This window comes from Paracoccus sp. SY (assembly GCF_002901215.1).
GTDB classification, from domain to species: domain Bacteria; phylum Pseudomonadota; class Alphaproteobacteria; order Rhodobacterales; family Rhodobacteraceae; genus Paracoccus; species Paracoccus acridae.
Map to the genome: position 1 here is coordinate 1 of NZ_NWMQ01000002.1, position 26176 is coordinate 26176.

Annotated in this window: 25 protein-coding genes; 8 read left to right on the forward strand and 17 right to left on the reverse strand. The window is 67.5% G+C overall.

All coding sequences use genetic code 11. The annotated features are described in order from the left end of the window. A partial coding sequence (locus CK944_RS23725) for a hypothetical protein (RefSeq protein WP_205048996.1) occupies positions 1-307 on the forward strand: 307 nt, incomplete at its 5' end. Positions 308-579: 272 nt separating this feature from the next. Here CK944_RS23725 and groL read toward each other — a convergent pair. Together groL and CK944_RS01815 are read right to left on the reverse strand one after the other, a co-directional pair. Continuing rightward, positions 580-2217 (reverse strand): chaperonin GroEL, encoded by a 1638-nt coding sequence (groL, locus tag CK944_RS01810; protein WP_103171335.1) that lies wholly within the window; start codon positions 2215-2217, stop codon positions 580-582. A 35-nt stretch (positions 2218-2252) separates the two neighbouring features. Beyond that, positions 2253-2540: a co-chaperone GroES gene (locus CK944_RS01815; protein WP_089386456.1), complete on the reverse strand. Its 288-nt coding sequence runs from the start codon at positions 2538-2540 to the stop codon at positions 2253-2255. A gap of 196 nt (positions 2541-2736) precedes the next feature. Here CK944_RS01815 and CK944_RS01820 point away from each other — a divergent pair, with 196 nt between their 5' ends. Further along, entirely contained in the window at positions 2737-3750 is a 1014-nt protein-coding gene (locus CK944_RS01820) for a TraB/GumN family protein (RefSeq protein WP_239985945.1), read from the forward strand. A 3-nt stretch (positions 3751-3753) separates the two neighbouring features. Here the strand turns inward: CK944_RS01820 and CK944_RS01825 are convergent, their stop codons facing one another. Beyond that, positions 3754-6669: a hypothetical protein gene (locus tag CK944_RS01825; RefSeq protein ID WP_146038582.1), complete on the reverse strand. Its 2916-nt coding sequence runs from the start codon at positions 6667-6669 to the stop codon at positions 3754-3756. A 188-nt stretch (positions 6670-6857) separates the two neighbouring features. On the opposite strand from CK944_RS01825, the gene CK944_RS01830 reads away from it, so the two are divergent. Continuing rightward, positions 6858-7928, forward strand: a complete 1071-nt coding sequence (locus CK944_RS01830) for an SIMPL domain-containing protein (protein WP_103171337.1) — start codon at positions 6858-6860, stop codon at positions 7926-7928. A 31-nt stretch (positions 7929-7959) separates the two neighbouring features. Here the strand turns inward: CK944_RS01830 and CK944_RS01835 are convergent, their stop codons facing one another. Further along, complete coding sequence (locus CK944_RS01835) at positions 7960-9240, reverse strand: O-acetylhomoserine aminocarboxypropyltransferase/cysteine synthase family protein (RefSeq protein WP_103171338.1); 1281 nt, start codon at positions 9238-9240, stop codon at positions 7960-7962. 127 nt (positions 9241-9367) lie between these two features. On the opposite strand from CK944_RS01835, the gene CK944_RS23585 reads away from it, so the two are divergent. Then, positions 9368-10036, forward strand: coding sequence for a hypothetical protein (locus CK944_RS23585; RefSeq protein WP_103171339.1), 669 nt, complete (start codon positions 9368-9370; stop codon positions 10034-10036). Between the two features lie 3 nt (positions 10037-10039). Here the strand turns inward: CK944_RS23585 and CK944_RS01845 are convergent, their stop codons facing one another. Then, the gene (locus CK944_RS01845; RefSeq protein ID WP_103171340.1) at positions 10040-10879 is read right to left on the reverse strand and encodes a MoxR family ATPase; all 840 of its coding nucleotides are present in this window, start codon (positions 10877-10879) and stop codon (positions 10040-10042) included. Positions 10880-11040: 161 nt separating this feature from the next. Here CK944_RS01845 and dksA point away from each other — a divergent pair, with 161 nt between their 5' ends. Then, positions 11041-11463, forward strand: a complete 423-nt coding sequence (dksA, locus tag CK944_RS01850; protein WP_103171341.1) for an RNA polymerase-binding protein DksA — start codon at positions 11041-11043, stop codon at positions 11461-11463. A gap of 4 nt (positions 11464-11467) precedes the next feature. Continuing rightward, positions 11468-12595: an FAD-dependent oxidoreductase gene (locus CK944_RS01855; RefSeq protein ID WP_103171342.1), complete on the forward strand. Its 1128-nt coding sequence runs from the start codon at positions 11468-11470 to the stop codon at positions 12593-12595. A 65-nt stretch (positions 12596-12660) separates the two neighbouring features. On the opposite strand, the gene glmM is transcribed toward CK944_RS01855, so the two are convergent. From glmM to CK944_RS01875, 4 genes are read right to left on the reverse strand one after another with little or no spacing between them, the layout of a single operon-like run. Continuing rightward, positions 12661-14007 carry a phosphoglucosamine mutase gene (gene glmM, locus CK944_RS01860; protein WP_103171343.1) on the reverse strand — a complete coding sequence of 449 codons (1347 nt, stop codon included), beginning with the start codon at positions 14005-14007 and terminating at the stop codon, positions 12661-12663. Next, on the reverse strand, positions 14004-14981 hold the full coding sequence (gene folP / locus CK944_RS01865) for a dihydropteroate synthase (protein ID WP_103171344.1): 978 nt from the start codon (positions 14979-14981) through the stop codon (positions 14004-14006). The genes glmM and folP overlap by 4 nt, the downstream gene beginning before the upstream one ends. Continuing rightward, a complete protein-coding gene (locus tag CK944_RS01870; RefSeq protein WP_103171345.1) occupies positions 14978-15757 on the reverse strand; it encodes a dihydroneopterin aldolase in 780 nt (259 codons plus the stop codon). Before CK944_RS01870 ends, folP begins: the two co-directional genes overlap by 4 nt. A 43-nt stretch (positions 15758-15800) precedes the next feature. Continuing rightward, the gene (locus CK944_RS01875; protein WP_103171346.1) at positions 15801-16457 is read right to left on the reverse strand and encodes a cell wall hydrolase; all 657 of its coding nucleotides are present in this window, start codon (positions 16455-16457) and stop codon (positions 15801-15803) included. Between the two features lie 61 nt (positions 16458-16518). Between CK944_RS01875 and CK944_RS23110 the strand changes: the two genes are divergently transcribed. After that, positions 16519-16674, forward strand: coding sequence for a hypothetical protein (locus CK944_RS23110; RefSeq protein ID WP_158247936.1), 156 nt, complete (start codon positions 16519-16521; stop codon positions 16672-16674). Between the two features lie 67 nt (positions 16675-16741). Here the strand turns inward: CK944_RS23110 and CK944_RS01880 are convergent, their stop codons facing one another. From CK944_RS01880 to CK944_RS01890, 3 genes are all read right to left on the reverse strand, one after another. Further along, a complete protein-coding gene (locus CK944_RS01880) occupies positions 16742-19285 on the reverse strand; it encodes a putative PEP-binding protein (RefSeq protein ID WP_103171680.1) in 2544 nt (847 codons plus the stop codon). A gap of 72 nt (positions 19286-19357) precedes the next feature. Then, on the reverse strand, positions 19358-19948 hold the full coding sequence (locus CK944_RS01885; RefSeq protein WP_103171347.1) for a peptidylprolyl isomerase: 591 nt from the start codon (positions 19946-19948) through the stop codon (positions 19358-19360). After that, positions 19941-20447, reverse strand: coding sequence for a peptidylprolyl isomerase (locus tag CK944_RS01890; RefSeq protein ID WP_103171348.1), 507 nt, complete (start codon positions 20445-20447; stop codon positions 19941-19943). Before CK944_RS01890 ends, CK944_RS01885 begins: the two co-directional genes overlap by 8 nt. 159 nt (positions 20448-20606) lie before the next feature. Here CK944_RS01890 and pgk point away from each other — a divergent pair, with 159 nt between their 5' ends. Next, positions 20607-21812 (forward strand): phosphoglycerate kinase, encoded by a 1206-nt coding sequence (gene pgk, locus CK944_RS01895; RefSeq protein ID WP_103171349.1) that lies wholly within the window; start codon positions 20607-20609, stop codon positions 21810-21812. A gap of 79 nt (positions 21813-21891) precedes the next feature. On the opposite strand, the gene CK944_RS01900 is transcribed toward pgk, so the two are convergent. The 5 genes from CK944_RS01900 to odhB form a co-directional block, all read right to left on the reverse strand. Next, a complete protein-coding gene (locus CK944_RS01900; RefSeq protein ID WP_103171350.1) occupies positions 21892-22353 on the reverse strand; it encodes a lytic transglycosylase domain-containing protein in 462 nt (153 codons plus the stop codon). Positions 22354-22423: 70 nt separating this feature from the next. Next, a complete protein-coding gene (gene lpdA / locus CK944_RS01905) occupies positions 22424-23818 on the reverse strand; it encodes a dihydrolipoyl dehydrogenase (RefSeq protein WP_103171351.1) in 1395 nt (464 codons plus the stop codon). A 46-nt stretch (positions 23819-23864) separates the two neighbouring features. Continuing rightward, positions 23865-24254, reverse strand: a complete 390-nt coding sequence (locus CK944_RS01910) for an MAPEG family protein (RefSeq protein ID WP_103171681.1) — start codon at positions 24252-24254, stop codon at positions 23865-23867. Between the two features lie 5 nt (positions 24255-24259). Next, positions 24260-24514, reverse strand: coding sequence for a hypothetical protein (locus CK944_RS01915; RefSeq protein ID WP_103171352.1), 255 nt, complete (start codon positions 24512-24514; stop codon positions 24260-24262). A gap of 54 nt (positions 24515-24568) precedes the next feature. Further along, positions 24569-26173 carry a 2-oxoglutarate dehydrogenase complex dihydrolipoyllysine-residue succinyltransferase gene (gene odhB, locus CK944_RS01920; protein WP_103171353.1) on the reverse strand — a complete coding sequence of 535 codons (1605 nt, stop codon included), beginning with the start codon at positions 26171-26173 and terminating at the stop codon, positions 24569-24571. Positions 26174-26176: the final 3 nt, after the last annotated feature.

The window sequence follows — 26176 nt, forward strand, 5'->3', positions numbered from 1 at the left end:
TAAGGTTGTTCAGAGCCGACTCGATAGGGAATTTCTGCATTGTCATCTTTCAAAAACTCCGAAACAACAACTTCAACTGGTAACGCAGGATATTGCAGCCTCAATTACGCCGCATGTCGCTTGGGTACGAGGTTCCTTGATTAGGCCCGACCGAAAGCCGGCCAGTCAAGCGAGGAGTATGGGATTTCCCACAAGCATCACTATAAAGATAGTGAAAACAGCAGGTATTAAATATTTAGTAAACTTCTTCCTTAACGAATTTCAACCGAAGGATTATCGAGAAAGCTGGGGATGTTATTCCAATTGAAAACACTGCTTGTTCTGGTGGCGCGAACGAAACCGTCTGTTGCCCATGGACCGGCTGCCGCCAGACACCCATCCTGCCGGCGCGCAATGTGTCGATCCCGGCCGGGCCGACCCGCGCGATGCTGCACCCTTGCATCGCCGGGGGATCGGCAGTGTTCCGGGTGCGGACTGGGTGTCTTCCGGTTGATCACCTCAGCGGCGCAGGGCGGGTGTTAAATGGAAAAAGGGCGCCTTCCGGCGCCCTTTCCGTTTCTGCCGCAGGGCAGGGGATGATTACATCATCCCGCCCATGCCGCCCATGTCGGGCATGCCGCCGGCCGCAGCCTTCGGCTCGGGCTTCTCGGCGATCATGGCTTCGGTGGTGATCAGCAGACCGGCAACCGAGGCTGCGTCTTCCAGGGCGGTGCGAACCACCTTGGCCGGGTCGATGACGCCGAACTTGAACATGTCGCCATATTCTTCGGTCTGGGCGTTGAAGCCGAAGGACTTGTCGTTCGACTCGCGGACCTTGCCGGCAACCACGGCACCGTCAACGCCGGCGTTCTCGGCGATCTGGCGCATCGGGGCTTCCAAGGCGCGGCGCACGATGGCGATGCCAGCTTCCTGGTCGCTGTTCTCGGCCGACAGGCCTTCCAGCGCCTTGCCGCCCTGAACCAGGGCCACGCCGCCGCCGACGACCACGCCTTCCTGCACGGCTGCGCGGGTGGCGTTCAGCGCGTCGTCCACGCGGTCCTTGCGCTCTTTCACCTCGACCTCGGTCATGCCGCCGACGCGGATGACGGCAACGCCGCCGGCCAGCTTGGCAACACGCTCCTGCAGCTTCTCGCGGTCATAGTCCGAGGTGGTTTCCTCGATCTGCTGGCGGATCTGCGACACGCGGGCTTCGATCTCGGCCTTTTCACCGGCGCCATCGACGATGGTGGTGTTGTCCTTGTTGATCGAGACCTTCTTGGCGCGGCCCAGCATGTCGATGCCGACGTTTTCCAGCTTCATGCCCAGGTCTTCGCTGATGACCTGACCGCCGGTCAGGATCGCGATGTCCTGCAGCATGGCCTTGCGGCGATCGCCGAAGCCCGGAGCCTTGACGGCCGCGATCTTCAGGCCGCCACGCAGCTTGTTGACGACCAGCGTGGCCAGGGCCTCGCCTTCGACGTCTTCGGCCACGATCACCAGCGGCTTGCCCGACTGGATCACGGCTTCCAGCAGCGGCACCATCGGCTGCAGCGACGAGAGCTTCTTCTCGTGCAGCAGGATGTAGGCGTCTTCCAGTTCCGCGACCATCTTGTCGGGGTTGGTCACGAAATAGGGCGACAGATAGCCGCGGTCGAACTGCATGCCTTCGACGACTTCGACTTCCGTCTCCATGCCCTTGTTTTCTTCGACGGTGATCACACCCTCGTTGCCGACCTTCTGCATCGCATCGGCGATGAAGCGGCCGATCTGGGCTTCGCCGTTGGCCGAGATGGTGCCGACCTGGGCGACTTCGTCGCTGTCGTTCACGGGGCGCGAGGCAGCCTTGATCGCCTCGACCACTTTCGAGGTCGCGAGGTCAATGCCGCGCTTCAGATCCATCGGGTTCATGCCGGCGGCAACCGCCTTCATGCCCTCTTTCACGATGGCCTGGGCCAGCACGGTGGCAGTGGTGGTGCCGTCGCCGGCCTCATCGTTGGTGCGCGACGCGACTTCGCGGACCATCTGGGCGCCCATGTTCTCGAACTTGTCGGCCAGTTCGATTTCCTTGGCGACCGAGACACCGTCCTTGGTGATGCGCGGGGCACCGAAGGACTTGTCGATCACGACGTTGCGGCCTTTGGGGCCAAGCGTGACCTTCACGGCGTCGGCCAGGATGTTGACGCCTTTCAGCATCCGGTCGCGGGCGTCGGTATTGAACTTGACTTCTTTCGCAGCCATTTGATTCTCCTGAATTTATCGGTGAAGGTGGCGGATCAGGCGATGACGCCCAGGATGTCGCTTTCCTTCATGATCAGCAGCTCTTCGCCGTCGATCGTGACTTCGGTGCCCGACCATTTGCCGAACAGCACGCGGTCCCCCGCCTTGACCGAGGGCGCGATCAGTTCGCCCGAATCCTTGCGCGCGCCTTCGCCGGTCGAGATGACCTCGCCCTCGGCGGGCTTTTCCTTGGCGCTGTCAGGGATGATCAGGCCGCCCTTGGTCTTTTCGTCCGACTGGACGCGGCGGACCAGAACGCGGTCATGCAGCGGTGTGAATGCCATGGTTGAACACTCCGTGTTTCAGGTTGCAGTGTCGCTTTGTTGGCACTCACACCGGGTGAGTGCCAATAGCCGGTGATTTAGGCCAAGGCTTCGGGCCTGTCAACGGCGCGCGGTCGCCAAAATGTGCGCGGCCGATGCTGGCCAAAGCGGGGGGCCTGTGACAGTTTCCCGGTGTCTGGCAGTCAAGGAGAGAACCGTGCGCAGCCTTCTGGTGGGAACCCTGATGCTGTGGGCGGGGGCGGCCTCTGCCTCGCAATGCGTGGGCACGAACCTTTTCGACACCATGACCCCCGACCAGCGGGCCGAGATCGACGCCGCCGTGGCGGATGTCCCCTATCACCAAGGGTTGCTGTGGCGGGCCAGCAAGGGCGACCAGACGATGATTCTGGTCGGCACCTATCATTTCGGCGATCCGCGCCACGACGCGATGCTGGCCCGGTTGGAGCCGATGCTGGCCGACGCCGCCGCCGTCTTTGTCGAAACGGGACCGGCCGAGGAACGGAAACTGACCGAGGCCCTGGCCTCTGATCCGACCCTGATGGTCGATCCGTCCGGGCCCACCCTGCCGGAACGTCTTGATGACCGCGACTGGGCGGCGCTTTCGGCCGCGATGGCGGATCGCGGGACACCCGCCATCATCACCTCGAAGCTGCGGCCCTGGTATGTGGCGATGATGCTGGGGGTCAGCCCCTGCATGATGCGGCAGGTGGCCGATGGGCAGGGGCAGCGGGACAGCCTGGATCACCGCCTGATGGACCGGGCCGAGGCGCTGGATATCCCCGTGCGGTCCCTGGAACCCTGGGATACGGTCTTCACCCTGTTTCGCGACCTGACGCCCCAGCAGGAGATCGAGATGATCCGGGCGGCCTTGCCTGCCGCATCCTATGCCGACGATTATGCCGTCACGTTGACCGATGCCTATTTCGCGGGGGATGTCTGGCGGATCTGGGAGTTCGGCCGATTCGACGCTTACCGCAATTCGGGACTGACGCGGGATCAGGTCGATGCGCAGATGGATCTGGTCAAGGACCAACTGATGGATCGGCGGAACGCGGCCTGGATCGGTCCGCTGACCAAGGGCGCGCGAAAGGCCGCCGCGCAGGGCAAGGGCATCGTCGCGGGTTTCGGCGCGCTGCACCTGCCGGGCAGGGGGGGCGTGCTGCACCTGCTGGAACAGGACGGCTGGACCATCACCCGGCTGGACGGTTGATCCTCAGCGCCCGCCCAGCACCGACAGCGCCTGCTGCTGGCCACCCTTCACGAAGGTGATGCGGCTGTCGCCGATATCGGTGATCGTGCCGCCGTTGATCCGGTCCCCCAGCCGCAGGGTCAGCACGCGGCCGTTCGACAGGCGCACAAGGGCGCGGCTGGCCTTGCCCGCGCCGATGGTGCCGATGATCTGGGTGCGGTTGATCTGGATGCCGTCCTTGACGGTGGCGGCGACGCCTGCCGTGGTCGGCGTGCGGCCGTCGGGGATATTGGCCGCGACTTCCGGCTCGTCCTCGGCCTCGGGCGGGGCATAGCGTTGCTGGCGGCTGGCTGCGGCGCGGGCCTCTGCCTCGGCCTGGGCACGGGCGCGGGCTTCGGCTGCGGCGCGGGCCTGTGCCTCGGCCTGGGCGTCCTGGGCGGCGCGGGCGCGGGCGCGGGCTTCGGCCTGGGCCTGCAACTCGGCATCCTGGCGGCGCTGTTCAGCCAGGGCCGCTTCCTCGGACTGGGCCTGGGCCGCGGCGCGCAGGTCGCCGGATGTGGGCGCCAGGGTCGCGATGGGTGCCGCGGCGGCGGTGACGGCCGCGGCGGCCGCAGCCCCGGCCCCCGTCGCGCGGCGTGGCGGAAGGGCAGATGAACGAAGCGCCGTCAAAGCGACGGCGCCTGGCAAGGGAGAGCTTTCGGATACGGCTTCGGCAACGGCCTGGTCGATGGCCCTGCCGGACAGGCTGGCGTTGCCGGGACCGGGATCGCTGCGGGCGACGGATCTGGCCCCGCCGGGCCTGGCCTTGGGACGGGCCGACTGTCCCAGTCCTGCTCCCGATGCCGACCGCGCAGGGGGCGCATCGGCGACCGCCGCCGCGACGGCATCCTGCACCGCCCGTTGCGCCGGTCCGCCGACCGCGACCGGCTTGCGGGTCGGGCGGGCATCGGCCAGCCGGATCAATGCGCCGCGTTCCGCCGTGCTGAGGCCTGACGCACCGGCCTGTGCCGTGCGCAGGTCGCGCAGCAGGTCGGTCAGGGCGCGTTTTTCGGCCTGTGTCAGGCGGGTCGGCTGGCCATCCTCGGCCCGGCTGCCTTCCTCGATCATGCTTTGGCGTTCGGGACGGGCGGGCGGGCGGTTCGACGACGCGGCCGGCGGCGTCGCGCGTGCGGGTCCCGATGCCGGTGTCACAGCGGGCTGGCTGGCTTGCTGGGTGGTGGGTCGTTCGGGCGGGCGGGACCCGGTCAGCCGGGCCGTGTCGGGACGTGCGCGTTCCGCGAAGGGCTGCGGATTGGCGGGAACCGCCGGGCGGGCATCGGTCCGTGCCGGAGGCGCGGCCCGCACCGGGGCCACGCGCGGCGGACGGGCCGAACTGGCAAGCCGCTGCGTCGGGGTTTCCACGCGGGCAGCAGGCGCCGCCGGCGCTGCCGCGACCGGAGAGGCAGCCGTCGGAACGCTCGCCGGGGCCGAGGGCGAGGCAGCGGCCGGGGCAGCGGCTGAGGCCGGGGCGTCTGCCATGGTCAGGGCGCTGACCGGGGCCTGCGGCGCGGTGGCCGGGGGCGCGGCCATGGCCTGCGTCAATGCCTGGGTCAGCGCATCATCGGGCTGCGCGGGTGCCGGCTGGGGACGCGTGGCGGTCACCACGGGCGCGACAGGAACGGGCTGGATGGCGGCAGTTTCGGGCGCGGCTTGCGTGGTCTCCGCAGCCTCGGCGGTTTCAGTGTCCGCCGCTGGGGGCAGGGGTGTGGCCACCGGGGCTGCGGCGGTTGCGGTCGGTTGCGCTTCGGGCTGGACCTGCGCGGGTTCCGCAGCGGGCGCTTCGGCAACGGCTTCGACCGCAGGGGCCTGGGCCGGGGTTTCGGCATCCGCCACGGGCGCAGGCGGCACGGCTTCCTGCGGCGCCTCGGCGGTCTCGACCGGCGCGGGCTGCGTCACCGGGTCGGCAGGCATGGCCAGGGCTTCGGCGGTGGTCGCGGGCGTCGGCGCCACGCCATCATCGCCCGACGGCGCGCCGAAGAAGGCCAGGACCAGCACGAGGCCCAGAACCAGAATCCCCATCATCACGGGCAACCGGCCCGGATCCAGGCTGCGCAGGCGCGCCGCAAGCGACGGCGAGGCTGCCGTGTCCTCGGATAGGGCTGCGGGGCGGGCCCGGGCTTCGCGGGCGCGGTCATGGACGGCCTGCGCGCGCGGCGGCAGGGTGCGGGGCGCCGCAGGGGCCTTGACCTCCTTGTGGCGGATCACGGCGGCAGCGGCGGCTTCGGGCGCGGGCCGGGCCTGCGCCGGAACGGCGGCGGCGACCACATGCGGCACGATGCGGCTGATGACGACGGGGGCATCGACCTTGGCGGCGGCGGGTTCCGCGACCGGCACGACCGGGTCGGTCACGCGCGCCTGCGCCAGATCCGGCTGGCTGAAGGGCGGGCGGGTGAACCCGTCGCCGGCCATCCGGCTGGGGCCGAAGTCGGGCTGGCCGTCGAAACGCTCATCCTCGGGGCGGGCGACGAAGCCTGCGGGGCGGAAGCCCTGGGCGCGGGCGAAATCCTCGGCCTCTTCCAGGGTGCGGCGGGCGACGGCGGCGATGCGCAGCGTCTCGATGTCGCCATGGGCCGACGGGCACCAGTCGAAGGCCAGATCCTCGGCCTGATAGGGGGTTATCGCCTCCAGCGCGCGGGCGATGGCCTTGGGGGTGTCGCTGCCCACCGGAACCGTCAGCGTGGTGTAAAGGATCTGGTCGTCGGGAATGACCAGAACGGTGTCGGCCTGGCCCGATGCGGTGCCCGCCTCGTCACGCAGGGCGGCCAGCCGGGCGGTCATTTCCCGGCCCGCGAAGGGGGCCTGGCCCAGGGGGCGCCATCCAAGTCCGTCGCGATGTTCCAGCAGGACCGCCTCGGGCGTGAAGCTCATGGCGAAATCGGGCGGCGCAATATGTCTGTTCATGGTAATGACTGCTCGATGACGATCGCGTGTTATGAAGGTCCGCGACTTGGTGGGATTACGGCAGATCTACCGGATTTTGCGCCCTGAGGAAAGCCAAACTGGCGGATCCGTGAACGCAATTGCTTTGAACTTACCAGCCGGATCGCTGTTAGCTGGAACAAGGAAATTTCCGCAGAGAGGACAGAGACATGACCATCTTTTCGCACCGGCTGGCACGGGCCGCCCTGGTGGCATCCACGGCCCTGGCGCTTGGGGCACCGGCCATGGCCGCACCGGGCAAGGGGGGATACGGCATGTGCCATCCCGGCATGTCGCGCCTGACCGTGACCGGCGAGGGAGAGGCGCGCGCGGCCCCGGATCTGGCGACGATCCAACTGGGCGTGACGACGCAGGCCCCCAGCGCGGCCGAGGCGATGCGCCAGAATTCCACCCAGCAGACCGCGGTGATCGACGCCCTGGCAGGCGCGGGGATCGAGGCGGCGGATGTCCAGACCTCGGGCCTGAACCTCAATCCCGTGATGGATTATGCCGAAGGCCGCGCGCCCAGCGTCACGGGTTACCAGGCCACGAACATGGTGACGGTCCGCGTCCGCGACGTGGCCCGACTGGGCGAGGTTCTGGACGCCATCGTCGTGGCGGGCGCGAACGAGATCAACGGCATCAGCTTCATCCGCGACAACAGCAGCGCGGCCGAGGACGAGGCCCGTCGCGCCGCCGTCGCTGATGCCCGCCACAAGGCCGAGATCCTGGCCGAGGCTGCCGGGCTGACCCTTGGCCCGGTCCTTGTCCTGCGCGACACCCCCACGATGGAGGGGCCGCGCCCCATGATGATGGAGGCCCGTGCCGCCGCGGATGCCGCCAAGGTGCCGATTGCCGCGGGCGAGGTCGCCTTGTCCGCCAATGTGGAAATGCAGTTCGCGCTGACCGGCCAGGATTGCGGTCCGATGATGGATCGGAAAGGCGGCCACGGCCACGGCCACGGGCATGGCGAAGGCCCCGCTTCGGGCCAGGGGACCGATGACGCCGAACAGGGTGTCCTGCCCCCCGGCCATCCGCCCGTTCCCGGCATGGAAACCCCCGCGCCCGACGGCGGTGCCGCAGCGCCCGTCCCCGGCAACGACCCGGCCGCACCGTCACCGGGCGAGCTGCCGCCGCCCCTGGGCACCGATACCGGCGCACCCGAACCCGATGAGCCTGTCGTGCCGCTGGGCGAAGCCCCGGCGGACGCCCCTGCCGAGGGTCAGGCACCCGCAAACTGAACGTGAAAGGGGGCCGCGCGGCCCCCTTTCCTTATCCGACCGCGGCCGACAGCGCCTGGTCCAGGTCGGCGATCAGGTCGGCCGGATCCTCGATCCCGATGGACAGGCGCAGCAGGTCGGGGGCCGCGCCCGCCGCGCGCTGCTGATCCTCGGTCAACTGGCGGTGGGTGGTCGAAGCCGAATGGATCACCAGCGACCGCGCGTCGCCCAGGTTCGCCACATGGCTGAACAGCTTCAGCGCGCCCACCACCTTGACCGCCGTTTCATAGCCGCCCTTGACCGAAAAGGTGAACAGCGCCCCGGCCCCCTTCGGATACAGCCGCTTCGCCGTCGCGTTCCAGGGCGAGGATGCCAGCCCGGCATAGGTCACGGCGGTCACGCGCGGGTCGTTTTCCAGCCATTCCGCGACCTTCTGGGCGTTCTCCACATGGCGGGCCATGCGCAGGCCCAGGGTTTCGATCCCCATCAGCGTGTAATGCGCGCCCTGCGGGTTCATGGTCATGCCCAGGTCGCGCAGACCGATGGCGATAGAATGGAAGGTGAAGGCCAGGTTGCCGAAGGTCTCGTGGAACTTCAGGCCGTGATAGGCGGGTTCGGGATCCGACAGGCTGGGGAACTTGCCCGAGGCCGACCAGTCGAAGCTGCCGCTGTCCACGACCACGCCGCCCGTCACGGTGCCGTTGCCGGTCATGTATTTGGTCAGGCTGTGGACGACCAGCGTCGCGCCCATCTCGATCGGGCGGCACAGGTATGGTGTGGCCAGCGTGTTGTCCACGATCAACGGGATGCCTGCGGCATTGGTGATCTCGGCAACTGCCGGAATGTCGGTGACATAGCCGCCGGGATTGCTGATCGATTCGCAGAAGACCGCGCGCGTGTCGTCGTCGATGGCCGCACGCAGGGCGTCCAGATCGTCGAAGTCCACGAATTTGGCGGACCAGCCGAACCGCTTGATGGTCTGGCTGAACTGCGTGACCGTGCCGCCGTAAAGCCGGGTCGAGGCGATGATATTGCGCCCCGGCCCCATCAGCGGGAACAGCGCCATGATCTGCGCCGCGTGCCCCGACGAACAGCAGACCGCCCCCGCGCCGCCTTCCAGCGCGGCGACCCGGTTCTGCAGCGCGCCGACGGTGGGGTTGGTCAGGCGGGAATAGATGTATCCCACCTCTTGCAGCCCGAACAGGCGCGCCGCGTGGTCGGCGTCCTTGAAGACATAGGACGTGGTCTGATAGATCGGCACCTGCCGCGCGCCGGTCGCGGGATCGGGTTCGGTCCCGGCATGGATCGCGGTGGTGTCAAAGCCCTGGGTCATCTCTCTCTCCTCTCGATGTCGGTTGCGGGCAGAAGGTCACGACAGCGCCCGGGTTTCAATTGGAAATACCGGGTTGTCCCTGCCGGACCTTGCCCCGATCATGCCGTCATCTCCTTAAGGGACAGCCATGCGCATGATCGACTTCAGCAACTGGAACAGCATCCTGTCCACCGTGATCGGGATCGCGCTGTTCGCGCTGATCGGCATCGGCATCCGGGTGCTGGTGATGTTCACCGTCCAGCAGCGCCGCGAACGGATGAACCGCCAGATCAACGAACGCCTGCGGGTGCTGATCGCCGCCTACAAGGTGCTGGGCGGATCCTTCACGGGCGATCTGGCCGTGGATCCCGCCCATCTGCGCGACCTGCGCCAGCGCGCGACCGAGGAGGGCACGGATCTGACCGAAGGCTCGGACCGCCGCCGCCGGATCCGGGATGCGGTCGAAGCCGCGCTGTCCGACATCCTGCTGCTGGGCACGGAAACCCATGTCCGCCTGGCCGAACGCGCCGCCCGCGACCTGGTGGAAGGGCGGCCGGTCCAGACGGATGAACTGGTGCGATCCCTGCGCGACTTCATCCGCAAAGCCCTGGATCTGGAACCCGTGCCCACCGGCCTTGCCATCCCGCCCCAGGGACCGACCCGCCCCGCACCGGGTGGCGGCAAGGGCAGGGGCGGGGACGAGGGGCGGTCCCGCGGCACCGGCGGCGGAGGAGGGGCGGGCGCCGGGGGTGGTGGCGGCATGGGCATGGGCATGGCTGCGGGCCGCCAGGCCGACGATCCCGCGACCGGCGGCTGAGGCTTACCGCTGCCGCCGTGCCATGAAGGCCAGCTTTTCGAACAGTGCCACATCCTGTTCGTTCTTCAGCAGCGCGCCGTGCAGCTTCGGCAGCATCGTGTGGGGGTCACGCCGCAGATCCTCGGGCGCCAGATCCTCGGCCAGGATCAGCTTCAGCCAGTCCAGAAGCTCGCTGGTCGAGGGCTTCTTCTTCAGCCCCGGCGTGTCGCGCAATTCGAAGAACTGCGTCAACGCCTGGTCCAGCAGCCCGCGCTTCAGGCCCGGATAATGCACGTCCACGATGGCGCGCAGCGTGTCGGCATCGGGAAACCGGATATAATGGAAGAAACAGCGCCGCAGGAATGCGTCCGGCAGTTCCTTTTCGTTGTTCGAGGTGATGATGACAACCGGCCGGTGTGCGGCGCGGATCGTCTCGCCGGTCTCGTAAACGTGAAACTCCATCCGGTCGAGTTCCTGCAGAAGGTCGTTCGGAAACTCGATGTCGGCCTTGTCGATCTCGTCGATCAGCAAGACCACCTTGCCGGGCGCCTCGAAGGCCTGCCACAGCTTGCCCTTGCGGATATAGTTGGCGACATCATGGACCCGCGCATCGCCCAACTGGCTGTCGCGCAACCGGCTGACGGCGTCGTATTCATACAAGCCCTGCTGGGCCTTGGTCGTTGATTTGACATGCCATTCGATGATCGGCAGGGACAGGCTTTCCGCCACCTGCCGGGCCAGTTCGGTCTTGCCCGTGCCCGGTTCGCCCTTGACCAGCAGCGGGCGTTCCAGCGTGACGGCGGCATTGACCGCGATCGCCAGGTCGGGCGGGGCGACATATCGGCCGGTGCCGGTGAACTGCATCAAACTCTCCTTTCAGGTGAAATACTTGGGCACGAACAACGCACGGGATCGCATGTCATTCAACCTTGAACGTTTCGCCTAGTGACAAGCAGCACGTCATACTTTATGGGGGCGCGCAAGGTGCCGGTTCGCGTTCCACCCGGCCCTGCCGGAGAGCATTTATGAAAGCCCAGACCTTCCTGCCCCAGGACTATCGTCCCGCCGAGGATGAGCCGTTCATGAACGACCGGCAGTTGGAATATTTCCGGCGCAAGCTGGAAGCCTGGAAGCAGGAATTGCTGGATCAATCCGCCGAAACGCTGGAAGGCCTGCAAGACAGCGCCCGCGCCGTGCCGGATCTGGCCGACCGCGCGTCCGAGGAAACCGATCGCGCCCTTGAACTGCGCACCCGCGACCGCCAGCGCAAGCTGGTCAGCAAGATCGACGCGGCCTTGCGCCGGATCGAGACGGGCGAATACGGTTATTGCGAAATGACGGGCGAACCGATCAGCCTGAAACGCCTGGACGCCCGCCCTATCGCCACCATGACGCTGGAAGCGCAGGAACGCCACGAACGCCGCGAGCGGGTCCACCGCGACGACTGATCCGATGCCAGGCGCCCTGCGATCACGGCCCGTCACGGTCGTCGGCGGCGGCGTCGCGGGGCTGACCGCCGCCATCGCGCTGCAACAGCGCGGGGCAAAGGTCACCGTCCTGGAACGCGCGCCCGCCATCGCCGAGGTCGGCGCGGGCCTGCAACTCTCCCCCAACGCGATGCGCGTGCTTGACGCGCTTGGGCTGTCTGCGGCGCTTGATGCGGTGTCGCTGCCCAGCCATGCGGTGCGGTTGCGCGATGCCTCGGGTTCGGATGTGGTTCGGCTGGACCTGGCCCGCCACCGCCCCCAGGCCCGGTTCCGCCTGATCCACCGCGCCCGTTTGATCGAGGTTCTGGAACAGGCCGCAAGGCGGGCGGGTGTGCGGATCGTCCTGGACCATCCAGTTGAATCTCCACCCGACGCCCCCCTGCTGATCGGCGCCGACGGGCTGCACAGCGGGATCCGCGCCGCCCTGAACGGACGCGAAGTGCCCTTCTTCACGGGCCAGACGGCCTGGCGCGCCGTCATTGCAGACCAGGACAAGCCCCCTGAGGCTCAGGTCTTCATGGGACCGAACCGCCACCTGGTCAGCTATCCCCTGGCGGGCGGGCTTCGCAACATCGTGGCGGTCCTGGAAACCCGCGACTGGCAGGACGAAGGCTGGTCCCATCCCGACGATCCCGCCAACCTGCGCGCGGCCTTCGCCCGCTTCGGCGGCCCGGTGCCGGGATGGCTGGCACAGGTCGATCGGGTCCATGTCTGGGGCCTGTTCCGCCATCAGGTCGCAGCCCGCTGGCAAGACGGACGCATGGCGATCCTGGGCGACGCCGCCCATCCGACGCTGCCCTTCATGGCCCAAGGCGCCTGCATGGCCATCGAGGATGCCTGGACGCTGGCCGCCTGCCTGGACGCCGTGCCCGACCAGCAGGCCGCGCTGATGCGCTATGAAAGCCTGCGCAAGCCTCGCACGACCCGCATCGTCGAGGCGGCGAATGCCAATGCAGGCAACTATCACCTGACCGGTCCGAGGCGGCTTGCCGCCCATGCCGCGCTGCGTTTGGGCGGCAAGGTGGCACCCGGCGCAATTTTGTCGCGCTTCGACTGGATCTATGATTTCGACCCGGTTGCGGAAGCGCCCTAAATCTTCTGTGTGAAAATATCCCACAGGGGGTCCGGGGGACGTGAAGTCCCCCGGCGTTTGCCGCCTCAGGCTGCCTTTTCCACCGCCGCGACGATCCCGTCCACGACTTCGCGCAGCACGGTCTCGTTCTCGGCCTCGGCCATCACGCGGATCAGGGGTTCGGTGCCGGACTTGCGGATCAGGACGCGGCCCGTGCCTGCCAGCCGTGCCTCGGCATCCGCGATCACGGCGCGCACCTCGGCCGCCGACAAGGGGTCGGCGCCTGCGGCGTAGCGGACGTTCTTCAGCATCTGCGGCACCGGGTCGAACTGCGCGGCCAGGACGCTGGCGCTTTCGCCCGTCTCGGCCATGGCGGCCAGGAACTGCATCGCCGCGATCAGCCCGTCCCCGGTGGTGGCATAGTCGGTCATCACGATATGGCCCGACTGTTCGCCGCCCAGGTTGAACCCGCCCCCGCGCATCCGTTCGACCACATAGCGGTCGCCGACCTTGGTGCGCTCCAGCCGCAGCCCGCGCCCGGTCAGGAAATGTTCCAGCCCCAGGTTCGACATCACAGTGGCGACAAGGGCGTTCCCTTGCAGGCGTCCCTGGTCGGCCCAGCGGGCCGCCATCAATGCCATGATCTGGTCCCCGTCGGCCACCTGACCCTTTTCGTCGATGATGATCACCCGGTCCGCATCGCCGTCCAGGCTGATGCCCAGATGCGCGCCATGGTCCAGAACCGCCGCCGCGCAGGCCTGAGGATGGGTGGAACCCACGCCGGCATTGATGTTGAAGCCGTCCGGCTTCACCCCGATGGGGATCACATGGGCGCCCAGTTCCCACAGCACGTCGGGCGCGGCGCGATAAGCGGCGCCGTTGGCGCAGTCGATCACCACGCGCAAGCCGTCCAGGCGCTGTCCTGACGGGAAGGTGGTCTTGGCATATTCGACATAACGCCCGCGACCGTCGTCGATGCGCCTGGCGCGGCCGATATTGGCGGGCTGGGCCGGGGTGATGTCGCCCGCGACGATGCGCTCGATCTCGGCTTCGGCCTCGTCCGACAGCTTGAAGCCGTCGGGGCCGAAGAACTTGATGCCGTTGTCCTCGGCCGGGTTGTGGCTGGCGGAAATCATGATTCCCACATCCGCGCGCATCGACCGGGTCAGGAAGCCCACGGCCGGGGTGGGCACCGGACCCAGCAGCAGCACGTTCATGCCGGTGCTGGTCAGCCCCGCCGTCAGGGCGTTTTCCAGCATGTAGCCGGACAGCCGCGTGTCCTTGCCGATCACCACGCGATGCGCGCTGTCATCGCCCGAGCGGCGGAAATACCGCCCCGCCGCCGCGCCAAGGCGCAGGGCCATCTCGGCGGTCATGGGGTGGGTGTTGGCGCGTCCGCGCACGCCGTCTGTCCCGAACAAGCCTCTGCTCATGTTCCTGCCTTTTCGTTATCGTTGACGGCCTGCCACAGCCGCAGCCCCTGCACCAGTCCGCGCACATCGTGGACGCGGTGTATCTGAACCCCCTGCGCCACCGCCGCAAGCGTCACCGCCAGCGTTCCCGGCGATCTGTCGGCGGGATCCTGCGCCCCGCCGACCGCACCGATGAACCGCTTGCGCGAGACGCCCAGAAGGATCGCGCAGCCAAGCCCATGATACAGCGAAATCCGCCGCAGGATGGCAAGATTATGCGCCTGCGTCTTGCCGAAGCCGATGCCGGGATCGACCAGGATCCGATTGCGCGCGATGCCCGCAGCCTCGGCCCGGCGGATCCGCGCTTCCAGCGCGTCATAGACGTCCAGCAGCACATCGTCATAGCGCGGATCGTCCTGCATCGTCTCGGGCAGGCCCTGCGCATGCATCAGGCAGACCGGCACCTTCGCCTCCGCCGTCAGGCTTGCAAGCGCGGGGTCGAAGTCGAAGCCCGACACGTCGTTGATCAGCCCTGCGCCCGCCGCCAGCGCGGCCCGTGCGACCGCCGTCTTGCGGGTATCGACGGAAAGCGGCGCATCGGCCAGGGCGCGGATGACGGGGACGATCCGGCCGATCTCCTCGGCCACCGGAACCTCGGCCGCGCCGGGGCGGGTGGATTCGCCGCCGATGTCCAGCAGGTCGGCCCCATCCTGCATCAGTTGCCGGCCCCATTGGACGGGGTCATAGGTGCCGCCGTCCGAGAAGCTGTCCGGCGTCGCGTTGACGATGCCCATCACGCGCGGGCGGTCCATGGACAGGTCCAGGACGCCGGAACGGGGCGCGGTCAGGCGTTCCAGCAGATCGGGCGGGATGTCCGTGCCAAGCCGGGGCAGCTGGCCGCGTTCCAGGACCTCGACCTGGGAAAAGCGGATCCAGCCGCCCGCAAGGCGGTGGCGGCCGTATGGGTCGGGAAGGGGGCGGTAATAAAGGCTCATGTCGCCACCGGAACACGGCCCACGGCAATCCCCTCGGGCGGGGCGGGCAGGGGCGCATCGGTCGCGAAATCGACGCGGTGGGCGGACAGGCGCGCGGCCAGCCAGAAGGCCAGGTCCGGCGCGGCGGGCAGGATGCCGGGTGCTTCGACCGCAAGCCGGGCCGGGGCCCAGACCACCGCGGCTTCGGCCCGAATGGCGGCGTCGAGTTCGGTCCGCGTCTCGGCCACCTCGATGCCCAAGGCGTCCGACAGGATCCAGGCGGCCTGATCAAGGCCCAGCAAGGCGATGCGGCGGGTGTCGCCACCCTGCGGCAGGGGCGCGACGTGCGCTTCGGGCACTACCACCAGGGCACCAGAAGGCAAGGCCGCCGGACGGCCCACGACGATCCGCACCGGCAGATGCTGCGATGTCACGGCCATGCGGCCCGCATCGCGGGTGATGGTGATGCCCAGGGCGCCGGGGCCGCGATCCAGCTTTTCCACCGTGACGGTTATCCGCGCGGCGCGGGGATCGGCCAGCACCTGCGCCGCGATGCGTTCGGCCAGCGTTTCCACCAGGTTGAACCGCTGCTCCGCAAGGGCTGCATCCACCGCCTGGACCAGCACGTCATAGGACAGGATGCGGTCCACATGGTCGTCCCTGGCGTCCACGGGATCGCGCAGATCGACGGAAAGCGAAAAACGCAGCCGCTGGGTGCGGCCGCGTTCGGATTGAAAGGCGCCGATTTCGGCTTCGACGACATGGTCGCGCAGATGGATGCGGTCAGGCTGGCTCATGCCTGCCATTCACAGCAATTCCCAGCCGCAGGCAAGTCCGGCCTTAATTCGAGGCGACGCGCTGGCCGCCGGGGCGATAGAAGATGTGCTGCCCGATCTGCACGGTGCGCTGGAACCGGCGCGACCAGGACGGGCTTACGGCGGGCGTGTGGAAATAGGTGGCCCCGTTCGTCAAGGCGCGCGGTGCCCCGGCCAGGGCGTTGCGGGCGATGTCGCGGGCACGCAGATAGGCGCTCTTGTTCTTGATCGGCTTGCGCCCGCCGATGGTATAGCTGAACTGGCTGGGCTGGTTCACCACCCCGCAGACCGACGAGGGGAACTGCCGGCTGTCGACGCGGTTCAGGATCACCTCGGCCACGGCGGCCTGGCCGCGGGTGCTTTCGCCGCGCGCCTCGTGATAGATCGCCTCGGCCAGGCAGTTCAGGTCGCGTTCGTCGAACCTGCCCCTCGCCGACCGTTCGGCGCTGGCCGGCAGCAATCTTGCACGCTGATTTTCACGCTGGACGGCAGATTCAGCCTTCACAGGTTCGTCACCCGTATGTAGAAGCGGCGTCGGACGCGCTGACTGTGTCGCGGAACCGAACAGCCCGGCATCGGACGAAAACAGCGATCCGTTGCCTGCAATGGCGTATGTCGCCGTGAAGGTAAGGGCGGCGGCGCACAGGCATGACGGCACCAACCGCTGAAGCAGCGTTTTCATATCTATCCCTATAACCGTGTCGGATGGACAGGTCGTTAAGATCACGGCTGGCCCAGAGCAGATGGACACCACCGCGTTCGCCGGAATGATTACGGTTTTAGCGATCGGCGCATCCACCGAACTTCCCCGTGAGGTTCCGTTTCAGGGGAAAAAGGGACGTTTCCGGCAGCATCTCGCCGACCTGCAAAGCGTCAACCGGCAGGTTTCGGCACGATGACAACCTTTGCGGGTGCAGCAAGAGGCTGTCGAGACGCAAGATTTTGCGTGATCGACCGGCGAATCAGTCAGCCGTCGCCGCGCAGAAGCCGGGCGCGCAAGGCCGATTGCGCCGCCGCCAGCCGGGCTACGGGAACGCGGAACGGCGAACAGGACACATAGTCGAATCCCGCATCATGGCAGAACCCGATGGATTCGGGATTGCCGCCATGTTCCCCGCAGACCGAGATGGTGATCCCGGGATGCTGCTGGCGTGCCCTCTGCGCCCCGGTCAGCAGCAATTCCCCGACGCCGTCCTGGTCAAGGCAGTGGAAGGGATCTTCCTCATAGACGCGCTGGCCGACATAGGTGCCCATGAAGCGCCCCGCATCGTCGCGCGACAGGCCATAGGTCATCTGCGTCAGGTCGTTCGTGCCGAAGGACAGGAAGGCCGAATGAGCGGCGATGTCGCCCGCGCGCAGGCAGGCGCGCGGCGTTTCCACCATCACCCCCAGGCGATAGGTGAAGTCGATGCGGCGGTCGTTCCTGACGGCGGCGGCCACCGCGTCGATGCGGTTCTTGACCAGCTCGACCTCTCGCATGGCGCTGACCAGGGGGATCATGATCTCGGGGACGACCGGGTCGCCCTTGCGGCTGGCTTCAATGGTGGCCTCGAAGATGGCACGGGCCTGCATGTCATAGATTTCGGGAACGGTGATGCCCAGCCGGACCCCGCGCATCCCCAGCATCGGGTTGAATTCCGACAGCGCCTCGACCCGGCGGGTCACGTCGGACAAGGGCAGGTCCATGGTATCGGCCAGTTCGCGCAACCCCTCGCGGTCATGGGGCAGGAATTCGTGCAGCGGCGGGTCGAACAGGCGGATGGTGACCGGCAGGCCTGCCATGATCTCGAACAGGGCGGTGAAGTCCTGGCGCTGCATGGGCAGGATGCGGTCCAGGGCCAGGCGGCGATCCTGGGGGGTGTCGGCAAAGATCATCTCGCGCATGGCGGGCAGGCGCTCGGCGTCGAAGAACATGTGTTCGGTCCGGCACAGCCCGATGCCCTGCGCGTTGAAGCGCCGGGCGGTGCGGGCGTCTTCCGGCGTGTCGCAATTGGCGCGCACCGCGATGCCCCCCGCCGCATCCGCCCAGACCAGCAGTTGCGAGAAATTGTCGTCGAGCGCCGGTTCCAGCAGGGGGACACGTCCCGTCAACACCTCTCCGCTGGATCCGTCGATGGTGATCTCGTCCCCTTCGTGCAGGGTGATGCCGCCCGCGCGAAGGGTCCGCTGGCGCGCGTCGATGCTGATGCCATTGGCACCCACGATGCAGGGCAGACCCATGCCCCGCGCGATCACGGCCGCGTGGCTGGTGGTGCCGCCCCGTTCGGTCAGGACGCCCACGGATGCGTGCATCCCGCGCACGTCTTCAGGGACGGTTTCACGGCGGACCAGGATGCAAGCCTCGTCCCGCGCGGCGGCGGCCTGGGCGGCGGCGGCGGTGAAGACGATCCGGCCGGTGGCGGCGCCAGGGCTGGCGTTGATGCCGCGCGCGATCACCTCTCGCGGGGCGTGGGGATCGACCTGTCGGTGCAGCAGATCGGCAAGCGCGCGGGGTTCGACGCGCATCACGGCCTCGGATTCCGGGATGATGCCGTCGCGGGCCAAGGCCACGGCGATGCAGACCCCGGCGCGGGATGTCCGCTGAACCCGCGTGGCGTCGATGATCGAGATCTGGCTGTCGGCCACCACGAACTCGATCTGCATTTCCTCGCGCAGGCGCTCGCGCGCGGCGACGCCGAAGCGGATCAGGTCGGCGAAAACCTCGGGCGCGGTGTCTTCCAGCGACGGACCACGGTCGTCGCGGACCAGGAACTGGGTTTCGGCCCCCGCCCCATCCGCGCCCCCATGGTGCTGGCGCTTGAAGCGGCCGGTGACGCGGGGCGCGCCGGTTGCGGAATCGACGAACTGGATGCTGCCCGATCCGCACAGCCCCGGCCCCAGGCCAAGCGCCATCTGCTGAACCACCAGCCCCAGCGGCGCGTCCGGGGGCGCGCCCTTGGCCTGGCGCAGCAGCCGCGCGGTCGGGCCGTCCCAGGCGCGGGCCATGGACCGCAGGACCTCGGCCAGTTGGATGGCGGGATCCTGGGGAAAATCCTCGTCCGTTTCGTCGCGATAGCTGCGAAGCGCCTCGGCCAGGGCGCCTTCGCCGTCCTGGGCGAACATGTCGGGGTCCAGGCGCGCGATATGGATGGCATAGCTTTGGACAAAGCGGCGATACAGGGTGTCGGCATTGGCGCGGCCGATCCGATGGGCCAGCCGCTTGTGCGTCCTGTCGTTGATGCCGACGTTCAGGATCGTGCCCGGCCCGCCCCATTCCGGCATCAGGGCCGAGGGGCGCACGCTGACCAACCCGTCGCCGTCGCTGAAAAGGTCCGCCAGATCCCCCAGGTCGATCCGCCTGCCCGTCGCGATGGACTGCACCGATTCCGCGGGGATCGCAAAGCTGCGCGGCACCGGCAGGCGCATCCGGATCAGCCGTTGCAGGCACTTCGCCCGCCAGCCGTGGCACGCGCGTTCCACCCCGGCCGAGGGGGTGATTTCAGTTACGTCTGGAAGGTTGCGCGGTTCCATGTCGCGCGAAAGATAGGCGCGCGGCGGCCAATGCCGCAAGCGCGAAAAAGGGGGCCATCGGCCCCCTTGATCTTATTCGACGATGGTGACTTTCGCCATGTAGTCGGGTTCCTCGACCGCGCCATTCGCGTTCGCGTCGCCTTTCTTGATGCCGGTCAGCACGTCCCAGCCGTCGATCAACTGGCCAACGACGGTATATTGCCCGTCAAGGAAGGTCGCGGGCGCCAGGTCGATGAAGAACTGGCTGTTGGCGCTGTTCGGATCCTGCGCGCGGGCCATGCCCACGGTGCCCGCCTGGAACGACACGTCGTTGAACTCGGCTTCCAGATCCGGCAGGTCCGATCCGCCGGTGCCGGCCATGGCGACGCTGGCGCCGCCCTGCTTGCCATGTTCCACATCGCCCGTCTGTGCCATGAAGCCGTCGATCACGCGGTGGAAGACCACGCCGTCATAGGCGCCGGCCTTGGCCAGTTCGACCAGGCGGGCGACATGGTTCGGCGCCTTGTCGGCCAGCAGGTCCAGCGTGATGGTGCCCTTGGACGTGCCGTCGGCGGCAGCCACTTCGATCACCATGTTCGGGCCGGGGCCGTCCTCATGCGCGGGGGCCTGGGCATGGGCCGCCGTTGCGGCCAGGACGAATGCGGGGATCAGCAGCTTACGCATCGGCAGCCACCTTGACCGAGATCATGCGGTCGGGGTTCGCAGGCGGCTCTCCGCGCGCGATCTTGTCCACATGCTCCATTCCCTCGATCACGCGGCCATAGACGGTGTACTGGCCGTTCAGGAAATGGTTGTCCTTGAAGTTGATGAAGAACTGGCTGTTGGCGCTGTTGGGGTTCTGCGACCGCGCGGCACCCAGCGTGCCACGATCATGCGGCAGCTTGGAAAATTCCGCCGGCAGGTCCGGCAGGTCCGACCCGCCCGTGCCCGAACGACCGGGGTTGTAGTTGTTTTCCATGTTGGCGTGCTGGACGTCGCCGGTCTGGGCCATGAAACCCTCGATCACGCGGTGGAAGGCCACGTTGTCGTATTTCCCGGCGCGGGCCAGTTCCTTCATGCGTTCGGCATGTTTCGGGGCGACATCGGGCAGAAGCTCGACAACGACGCGGCCGTCCTTCAGCTCGATGATGATGGTGTTTTCGGGATCCTTGATCTCGGCCATGCGGCCCTCCTTTGCCACGTTCGGTCCTTGGTCTAGGGCTTTGCCGCCCCGATCGCAACGCGCAAACCCCCTCACGCGTTGATCATACTTACGCGAGAGTTGACGCGGGCAGCCCCATGCGGGACAAGCCCGGCAATCCCAATGCTGCGAGGACGGACGATGGCCGATTTCAAGACGATCGATGATCTGGACATGGACGGCAAGGTCGTCCTGACCCGCGTGGACGTGAACGTGCCGGTCGAGGACGGCCGCGTGACCGACGCCACGCGGATCGAGAAGATCGTGCCCACGGTCAAGGACATCCAGGCCAAGGGCGGCATCCCGGTGCTGCTGGCCCATTTCGACCGCCCCAAGGGCAAGCGCGTGGATGCCATGAGCCTGAAGCAGATCGTCCCGGCGCTGGAAGCCGCGCTTGGGCAGTCGGTCATCTTTGCCGACGACTGCATCGGCGGGCCCGCCAAGCGGGTGGTGGCGGGGCTGAAGCCGGGCGATGTTGCGCTTCTGGAAAACACCCGCTTCCATGAAGGCGAGGAAAAGAACGACGCCACCTTCGCCGCATCCATCGCGGCGCTTGGCAAGGTCTATATCAACGACGCCTTCTCGGCCGCGCATCGCGCGCATGGCTCGACCGAAGGGCTGGCGCGACTGCTGCCCGCCGGGGCGGGCCGGCTGATGGAGGCGGAACTCAAGGCGCTGGATGCGGCGCTTGGCAATCCGCAACGGCCGGTGATGGCGGTCGTGGGCGGGGCCAAGGTCTCGACCAAGCTGGACCTGCTGATGAACCTGGTGGACAAGGTCGATCACCTGGTGATCGGCGGCGGCATGGCCAACACCTTCCTGGTCGCCAAGGGCGTCGAGGTGGGCAAGTCCCTGGCCGAACGCGACATGGCCGACACGGCGCGCCAGATCCTGGAAAAGGCCGACCAGGGCGGCTGCGTGATCCATCTGCCGCTGGACATCGTGGTGGCGCGCGAGTTCAAGGCGGGCGCGGAATCGCAGGTGCTGCCGGTCGATCAATGCCCGCCCGACGCGATGATCCTCGACGCGGGCCCCGCCACTGTGGACGCGCTGCGCGAGGCGATGGGCCATTGCAAGACGCTGATCTGGAACGGCCCCCTTGGCGCCTTCGAGATCGAGCCCTTCGACCGCGCGACCAATGCGGCGGCCCAGGCCGCGGCGCAACTGACGCGCAATGGCACGATGACCTCGGTCGCGGGGGGCGGGGATACGGTCGCGGCGCTGAACAAGGCGGGCGTCAGCGGGGATTTCACCTTCATCTCGACCGCCGGGGGCGCCTTTCTGGAATGGATGGAAGGAAAGGAACTGCCCGGCGTCGCCGCCCTGAAGGACGCGCGGAACGGCTGACGAAAAAGGGGGCGCTCGCGCCCCCTCTTGCGCCTCGGGCGCAATTCACCCCCGAGGATATTTGGCACAGAAGAAAACCCTAGCCGCGCAGGCCGGTCTTTTTCAGCAGCCCCTTGCGCTTGGCCTCGTAATAATAGCCGCGCGAATACCACATCACCGTCTTGTCGGGATTGCCGTCGGCCACCATCCAGGCGCCGCGCAGGTATTTGACCCCATAGCGCAGGTTCGTGTCCGCATCCAGCAGCGCCTCGGGCGATCCGCGATGGCCCATGGTGCGGGCGGTCTGCGGGTTCAGCTGCATCAGCCCGTAATAGGAACCGTTGCGCGCGCCGGGGCGATGCTGCGATTCCCGCAGGATGATGCGCTGCACCATCGCGGAAGGCACCTCGTAATGGCGCGACCAATAGTTGATGCGGGCGCGCAGCTGCGGCGTCTCGTTCGGGTAAAGCCCGTTGCGGCCCAGGCCGTCCGGCATCTTCTGGCCCCCGCCGCCACAGGCGGCAAGCGCAAGCGTCGCCAGGATCAGGCCGCGCCTTCCCATCTTCTGTGCGGAAATATCCCGGGGGGTGAGACGCGCCAGCGTCGAGGGGGGCAGCGCCCCCCTTGCCAGATCAGACATGGATGGCGCCGTCCCCGCAGGCAAGCGCCGCTTCCCGCACCGCTTCCGAGGTGGTCGGATGCGCGTGGCAGGTCAGCGCCAGATCCTGCGCAGCGGCGCCGAATTCCATCGCCACGCAGACCTCGTGGATCATCTCGCCCGCGTTGGGGCCGATGATGTGGCAGCCGAGGATGCGGTCGGTTTCCGCATCGGCGATCATCTTGACGAAGCCCTCGGCCTGCATGACCGCCTTTGCCCGCGCATTGCCCATGAAGGGGAACTTGCCGACCTTGATCTTGCGGCCGCCTTCCTTGGCGGCTTCCTCGGTCAGGCCGACGCTGGCGACTTCGGGCATGGTATAGATCACGCCGGGGATCAGGCCATAGTTGACGTGCCCATGCTTGCCCGCGATCACCTCGGCCACGGCCATGCCCTCGTCCTCGGCCTTGTGGGCCAGCATCGGGCCAGGCACCGCGTCGCCGATGGCATAGATGCCGGGAACCGAGGTCGCCCAGTGGCCGTCCACCTTGATATAGCCGCGATCGGTCATCTGCACGCCCAAGGCATCCAAGCCCAGGCCGTCGGCATAGGGGCGGCGGCCGGTGGCGACCAGGACCACATCGGCCTTGATCTCGTGCTTGCTGCCGTCCTTGCGCAGCTCGTATTCGACCTCGGCCCGGCCATCCTCGACCTCGACCTCGGACACGGCGGCGCCCAGGATGAACTTGAGGCCCTGCTTGGTCAGGATGCGCTGGAACTGCTTCTGCACCTCGCCGTCCATGCCGGGGGTGATGGCGTCCAGGTATTCGATCACCGTCACCTGCGCGCCGAGGCGCGCATAGACCGAACCCAGTTCCAGCCCGATCACGCCAGCGCCGATCACCACCATGGATTCCGGGATCTTCGGCAGCGCAAGCGCGCCGGTCGAATCCACCACGATGCCCGCATCGTTGTCCACCGTCACGCCCTTCAGCGCCGAGGGGACCGAGCCGGTGGCGATCACGATGTTCTTCGCCTCATGAGTGGTCTCGCCGACCCTGACCTTGCCCGGCGTCTCGATCACGGCCCAGCCTTTCAGCCAGTCGATCTTGTTCTTCTTGAACAGGAACTCGATGCCCTTGGTGTTGCCGGCGACGGTTTCGGACTTGTAGCCCTGCATCTTCTGCCAATCGATTTCGACGTGGCCGGCCATCAGGCCCATCTTGGCGAAATTCTCGTGCGTCTCGTGCAGCATGTGGCTGGCGTGCAGCAGGGCCTTGGACGGGATGCAGCCCACGTTCAGGCAGGTGCCGCCCAGCGTCTCGCGCCCCTCGACGCAGGCGACCTTGAGGCCCAGCTGGGCTGCCCGGATCGCGCAGACATAGCCGCCCGGTCCCGCCCCGATCACGATCAGGTCATAGGTGGACATCAACTTCTCCTTCATTGTCCCTCAGGGGCCAGTGTCCAGGGCGTGCCTAGAACAGCGCGGCCAGTATCATCAGCATCGTCGCCGCGAATCCCACGGCCCAGATGACCGAGCGCCAGGGCACCCAGCCAAAGACATAGGCCGGCACATAGAGGATTCGCGCCGCAAGATAAATCCATGCGCAGGCCGTCGTCGCGCCGCTGGCCTGCCCGCCCAGCGTCACCACGACAACGGCCAGGGTGAACAGGATCAGCCCTTCGAAATGGTTGTTCAGCGCCCGCTGCAGGCGCCCCGCCGTCCCGGTCAGCGCCGGGGCATGATCGCGCGGCCCCATCGCCACGCGCGGCCCGACCTGCATGTTCGCCGCGACCGAGAAAGCCGCGAATTGCAGGCCCTGCAGCAGGCCCGCAAGCGCCAGGACGGTCAGTTCCGGCGTCATCATGGTCAGGCGGTCTTCACGAAGTGGAAATCGGTGCCGGTCACGCCCGCCTGCGCGTTGAAGGGGGCCGCGCCGCCGGACAGATAGGCCCGCGCGGCCTTGGGGTCGGTCACCTGGAACAGCGCCCAGGCATTGCGGTCATCTTCGTGCCACAATTGCAGCAGCGACAGGCCGGCATGGCCGCGATCCTCGGCATCGGCGTCGAAGGCCGTGCGAAAGGCGGCATAATCGGCGACGGTGTAATGGGCGATCAGTTGCATGGCCTGTCCTTTCAAGGGAAAGGCACCGCCGCTGGGATCGGCGGTGCCGGGTCTTTACAGATCCATCAGCAGGCGGCGGGGATCCTCCAGCGCCTCCTTGACGCGGACCAGGAAGGTCACGGCGCCTTTGCCGTCCACGATCCGGTGGTCATAGGACAGCGCCAGATACATCATCGGCCGGATCACGATCTGCCCGCCGACGACGACCGGACGGTCCTGGATCTTGTGCATCCCCAGGATCCCCGACTGCGGGGGGTTCAGGATCGGCGAGGACATCAGCGAGCCATAAACCCCCCCGTTCGAGATGGTGAAGGTGCCGCCCTGCATTTCCTGCATGGTCAGCTTGCCGTCCCGGCCCTTGGCGCCCAGTTCGGCGATTTCCTTCTCGATAGCGGCGAAGCCCTTCTGGTCGGCGTCGCGCACCACCGGAACCACCAGGCCCGAGGGGGTGCCCACGGCCACGCCCATGTTGACATAGTTCTTGTAAACCACGTCGGTGCCGTCGATCTCGGCGTTGACCTCGGGGACTTCCTTCAGGGCGTGGCAGCAGGCCTTCACGAAGAAGGACATGAAGCCCAGCTTGACCTTGTGCTTCTTCTCGAAGGCGTCCTTGTATTCGTTGCGCAGACCCATGATGCCGGACATGTCGGCCTCGTTATAGGTCGTCAGCATCGCGGCGGTGTTCTGCGCGTCCTTCAGGCGCCGCGCGATGGTCTGGCGCAGGCGGGTCATCTTGACGCGTTCCTCGCGCGCGGCGTCCTCGGCCGGGCGGGGGGCTGCCGGGACGGCGGCGGGCTTCGGCGCGGCGGCTGCCTTGGCGACGTCTTCCTTCATCACGCGGCCGTCGCGGCCCGAGCCGGTCACCTGATCGCGGCTGACGCCCTTTTCGGCCATGGCCTTCCGGGCCGAGGGCGCATCCTCGACATCGGTGCGGGGCTGGGTCTGCTCGGGGCCGGCGCCGGGGGATCCGACCTGGCCTGCGGTCACCCCATCCTCGCCGCCCGAGGCGGAACCCACGGGGGCCTCGGCATTGCCATAGGCGCCCTTGTTGTCGCCCTTGCTCTCGGAAGAAGACTGCGGGGCCGAGGCGCCCGCGCTGCCGGCGGCGCCTTCGGTGATGATCGCCAGGCGCGCCTTGGCATCGACGGTCGCGCCTTCCTCGGCCAGGATGTCGGCCAGGACGCCCGCGGCGGGGCTGGGAACCTCGACCGACACCTTGTCGGTTTCCAGCTCGCACAGCATCTCGTCCACGGCGACGGTGTCGCCGGGTTTCTTGAACCAGGTGGCCACGGTCGCCTCGGTCACGCTTTCGCCAAGCGCGGGCACCATCACATCCACGGATTTGCCGCTCATCTGTTTCTGTCCTTCCGGGGTCTTCTGGGCCGTCTCGGCCTGCTGTTGTGTGTTTGGGGTGACGCTGCCAGCCTCGCCGATCTGGGCCAGCAGCGCGTCGGGTCCGACGGTTTCGCCTTCCGCCACCACGATTTCGGCAAGGATGCCCGCCGCGGGGCTGGGAACCTCGACCGTCACCTTGTCGGTTTCCAGCTCGCACAGCATCTCGTCCACCGCCACCGCGTCACCCGGCTTCTTGAACCAGGTGGCGACGGTCGCCTCGGTGACGGATTCGCCCAGGGCGGGCACGCGGACTTCGGTGGGCATCAG

What these genes read in the sequence shown, in the direction of transcription:
- groL (WP_103171335.1), bottom strand. Translation starts at nt 2,217, where the DNA reads ATGGCTGCGAAAGAAGTCAAGTTCAATACCGACGCCCGCGACCGGATG.
- CK944_RS01815 (WP_089386456.1), bottom strand. Translation starts at nt 2,540, where the DNA reads ATGGCATTCACACCGCTGCATGACCGCGTTCTGGTCCGCCGCGTCCAG.
- CK944_RS01825 (WP_146038582.1), bottom strand. Translation starts at nt 6,669, where the DNA reads ATGAACAGACATATTGCGCCGCCCGATTTCGCCATGAGCTTCACGCCC.
- CK944_RS01830 (WP_103171337.1), top strand. Translation starts at nt 6,858, where the DNA reads ATGACCATCTTTTCGCACCGGCTGGCACGGGCCGCCCTGGTGGCATCC.
- CK944_RS01835 (WP_103171338.1), bottom strand. Translation starts at nt 9,240, where the DNA reads ATGACCCAGGGCTTTGACACCACCGCGATCCATGCCGGGACCGAACCC.
- CK944_RS23585 (WP_103171339.1), top strand. Translation starts at nt 9,368, where the DNA reads ATGCGCATGATCGACTTCAGCAACTGGAACAGCATCCTGTCCACCGTG.
- CK944_RS01845 (WP_103171340.1), bottom strand. Translation starts at nt 10,879, where the DNA reads ATGCAGTTCACCGGCACCGGCCGATATGTCGCCCCGCCCGACCTGGCG.
- dksA (WP_103171341.1), top strand. Translation starts at nt 11,041, where the DNA reads ATGAAAGCCCAGACCTTCCTGCCCCAGGACTATCGTCCCGCCGAGGAT.
- CK944_RS01855 (WP_103171342.1), top strand. Translation starts at nt 11,468, where the DNA reads ATGCCAGGCGCCCTGCGATCACGGCCCGTCACGGTCGTCGGCGGCGGC.
- glmM (WP_103171343.1), bottom strand. Translation starts at nt 14,007, where the DNA reads ATGAGCAGAGGCTTGTTCGGGACAGACGGCGTGCGCGGACGCGCCAAC.
- folP (WP_103171344.1), bottom strand. Translation starts at nt 14,981, where the DNA reads ATGAGCCTTTATTACCGCCCCCTTCCCGACCCATACGGCCGCCACCGC.
- CK944_RS01870 (WP_103171345.1), bottom strand. Translation starts at nt 15,757, where the DNA reads ATGAGCCAGCCTGACCGCATCCATCTGCGCGACCATGTCGTCGAAGCC.
- CK944_RS01875 (WP_103171346.1), bottom strand. Translation starts at nt 16,457, where the DNA reads ATGAAAACGCTGCTTCAGCGGTTGGTGCCGTCATGCCTGTGCGCCGCC.
- CK944_RS23110 (WP_158247936.1), top strand. Translation starts at nt 16,519, where the DNA reads ATGGACACCACCGCGTTCGCCGGAATGATTACGGTTTTAGCGATCGGC.
- CK944_RS01880 (WP_103171680.1), bottom strand. Translation starts at nt 19,285, where the DNA reads ATGGAACCGCGCAACCTTCCAGACGTAACTGAAATCACCCCCTCGGCC.
- CK944_RS01885 (WP_103171347.1), bottom strand. Translation starts at nt 19,948, where the DNA reads ATGCGTAAGCTGCTGATCCCCGCATTCGTCCTGGCCGCAACGGCGGCC.
- CK944_RS01890 (WP_103171348.1), bottom strand. Translation starts at nt 20,447, where the DNA reads ATGGCCGAGATCAAGGATCCCGAAAACACCATCATCATCGAGCTGAAG.
- pgk (WP_103171349.1), top strand. Translation starts at nt 20,607, where the DNA reads ATGGCCGATTTCAAGACGATCGATGATCTGGACATGGACGGCAAGGTC.
- CK944_RS01900 (WP_103171350.1), bottom strand. Translation starts at nt 22,353, where the DNA reads ATGGGAAGGCGCGGCCTGATCCTGGCGACGCTTGCGCTTGCCGCCTGT.
- lpdA (WP_103171351.1), bottom strand. Translation starts at nt 23,818, where the DNA reads ATGTCCACCTATGACCTGATCGTGATCGGGGCGGGACCGGGCGGCTAT.
- CK944_RS01910 (WP_103171681.1), bottom strand. Translation starts at nt 24,254, where the DNA reads ATGACGCCGGAACTGACCGTCCTGGCGCTTGCGGGCCTGCTGCAGGGC.
- CK944_RS01915 (WP_103171352.1), bottom strand. Translation starts at nt 24,514, where the DNA reads ATGCAACTGATCGCCCATTACACCGTCGCCGATTATGCCGCCTTTCGC.
- odhB (WP_103171353.1), bottom strand. Translation starts at nt 26,173, where the DNA reads ATGCCCACCGAAGTCCGCGTGCCCGCCCTGGGCGAATCCGTCACCGAG.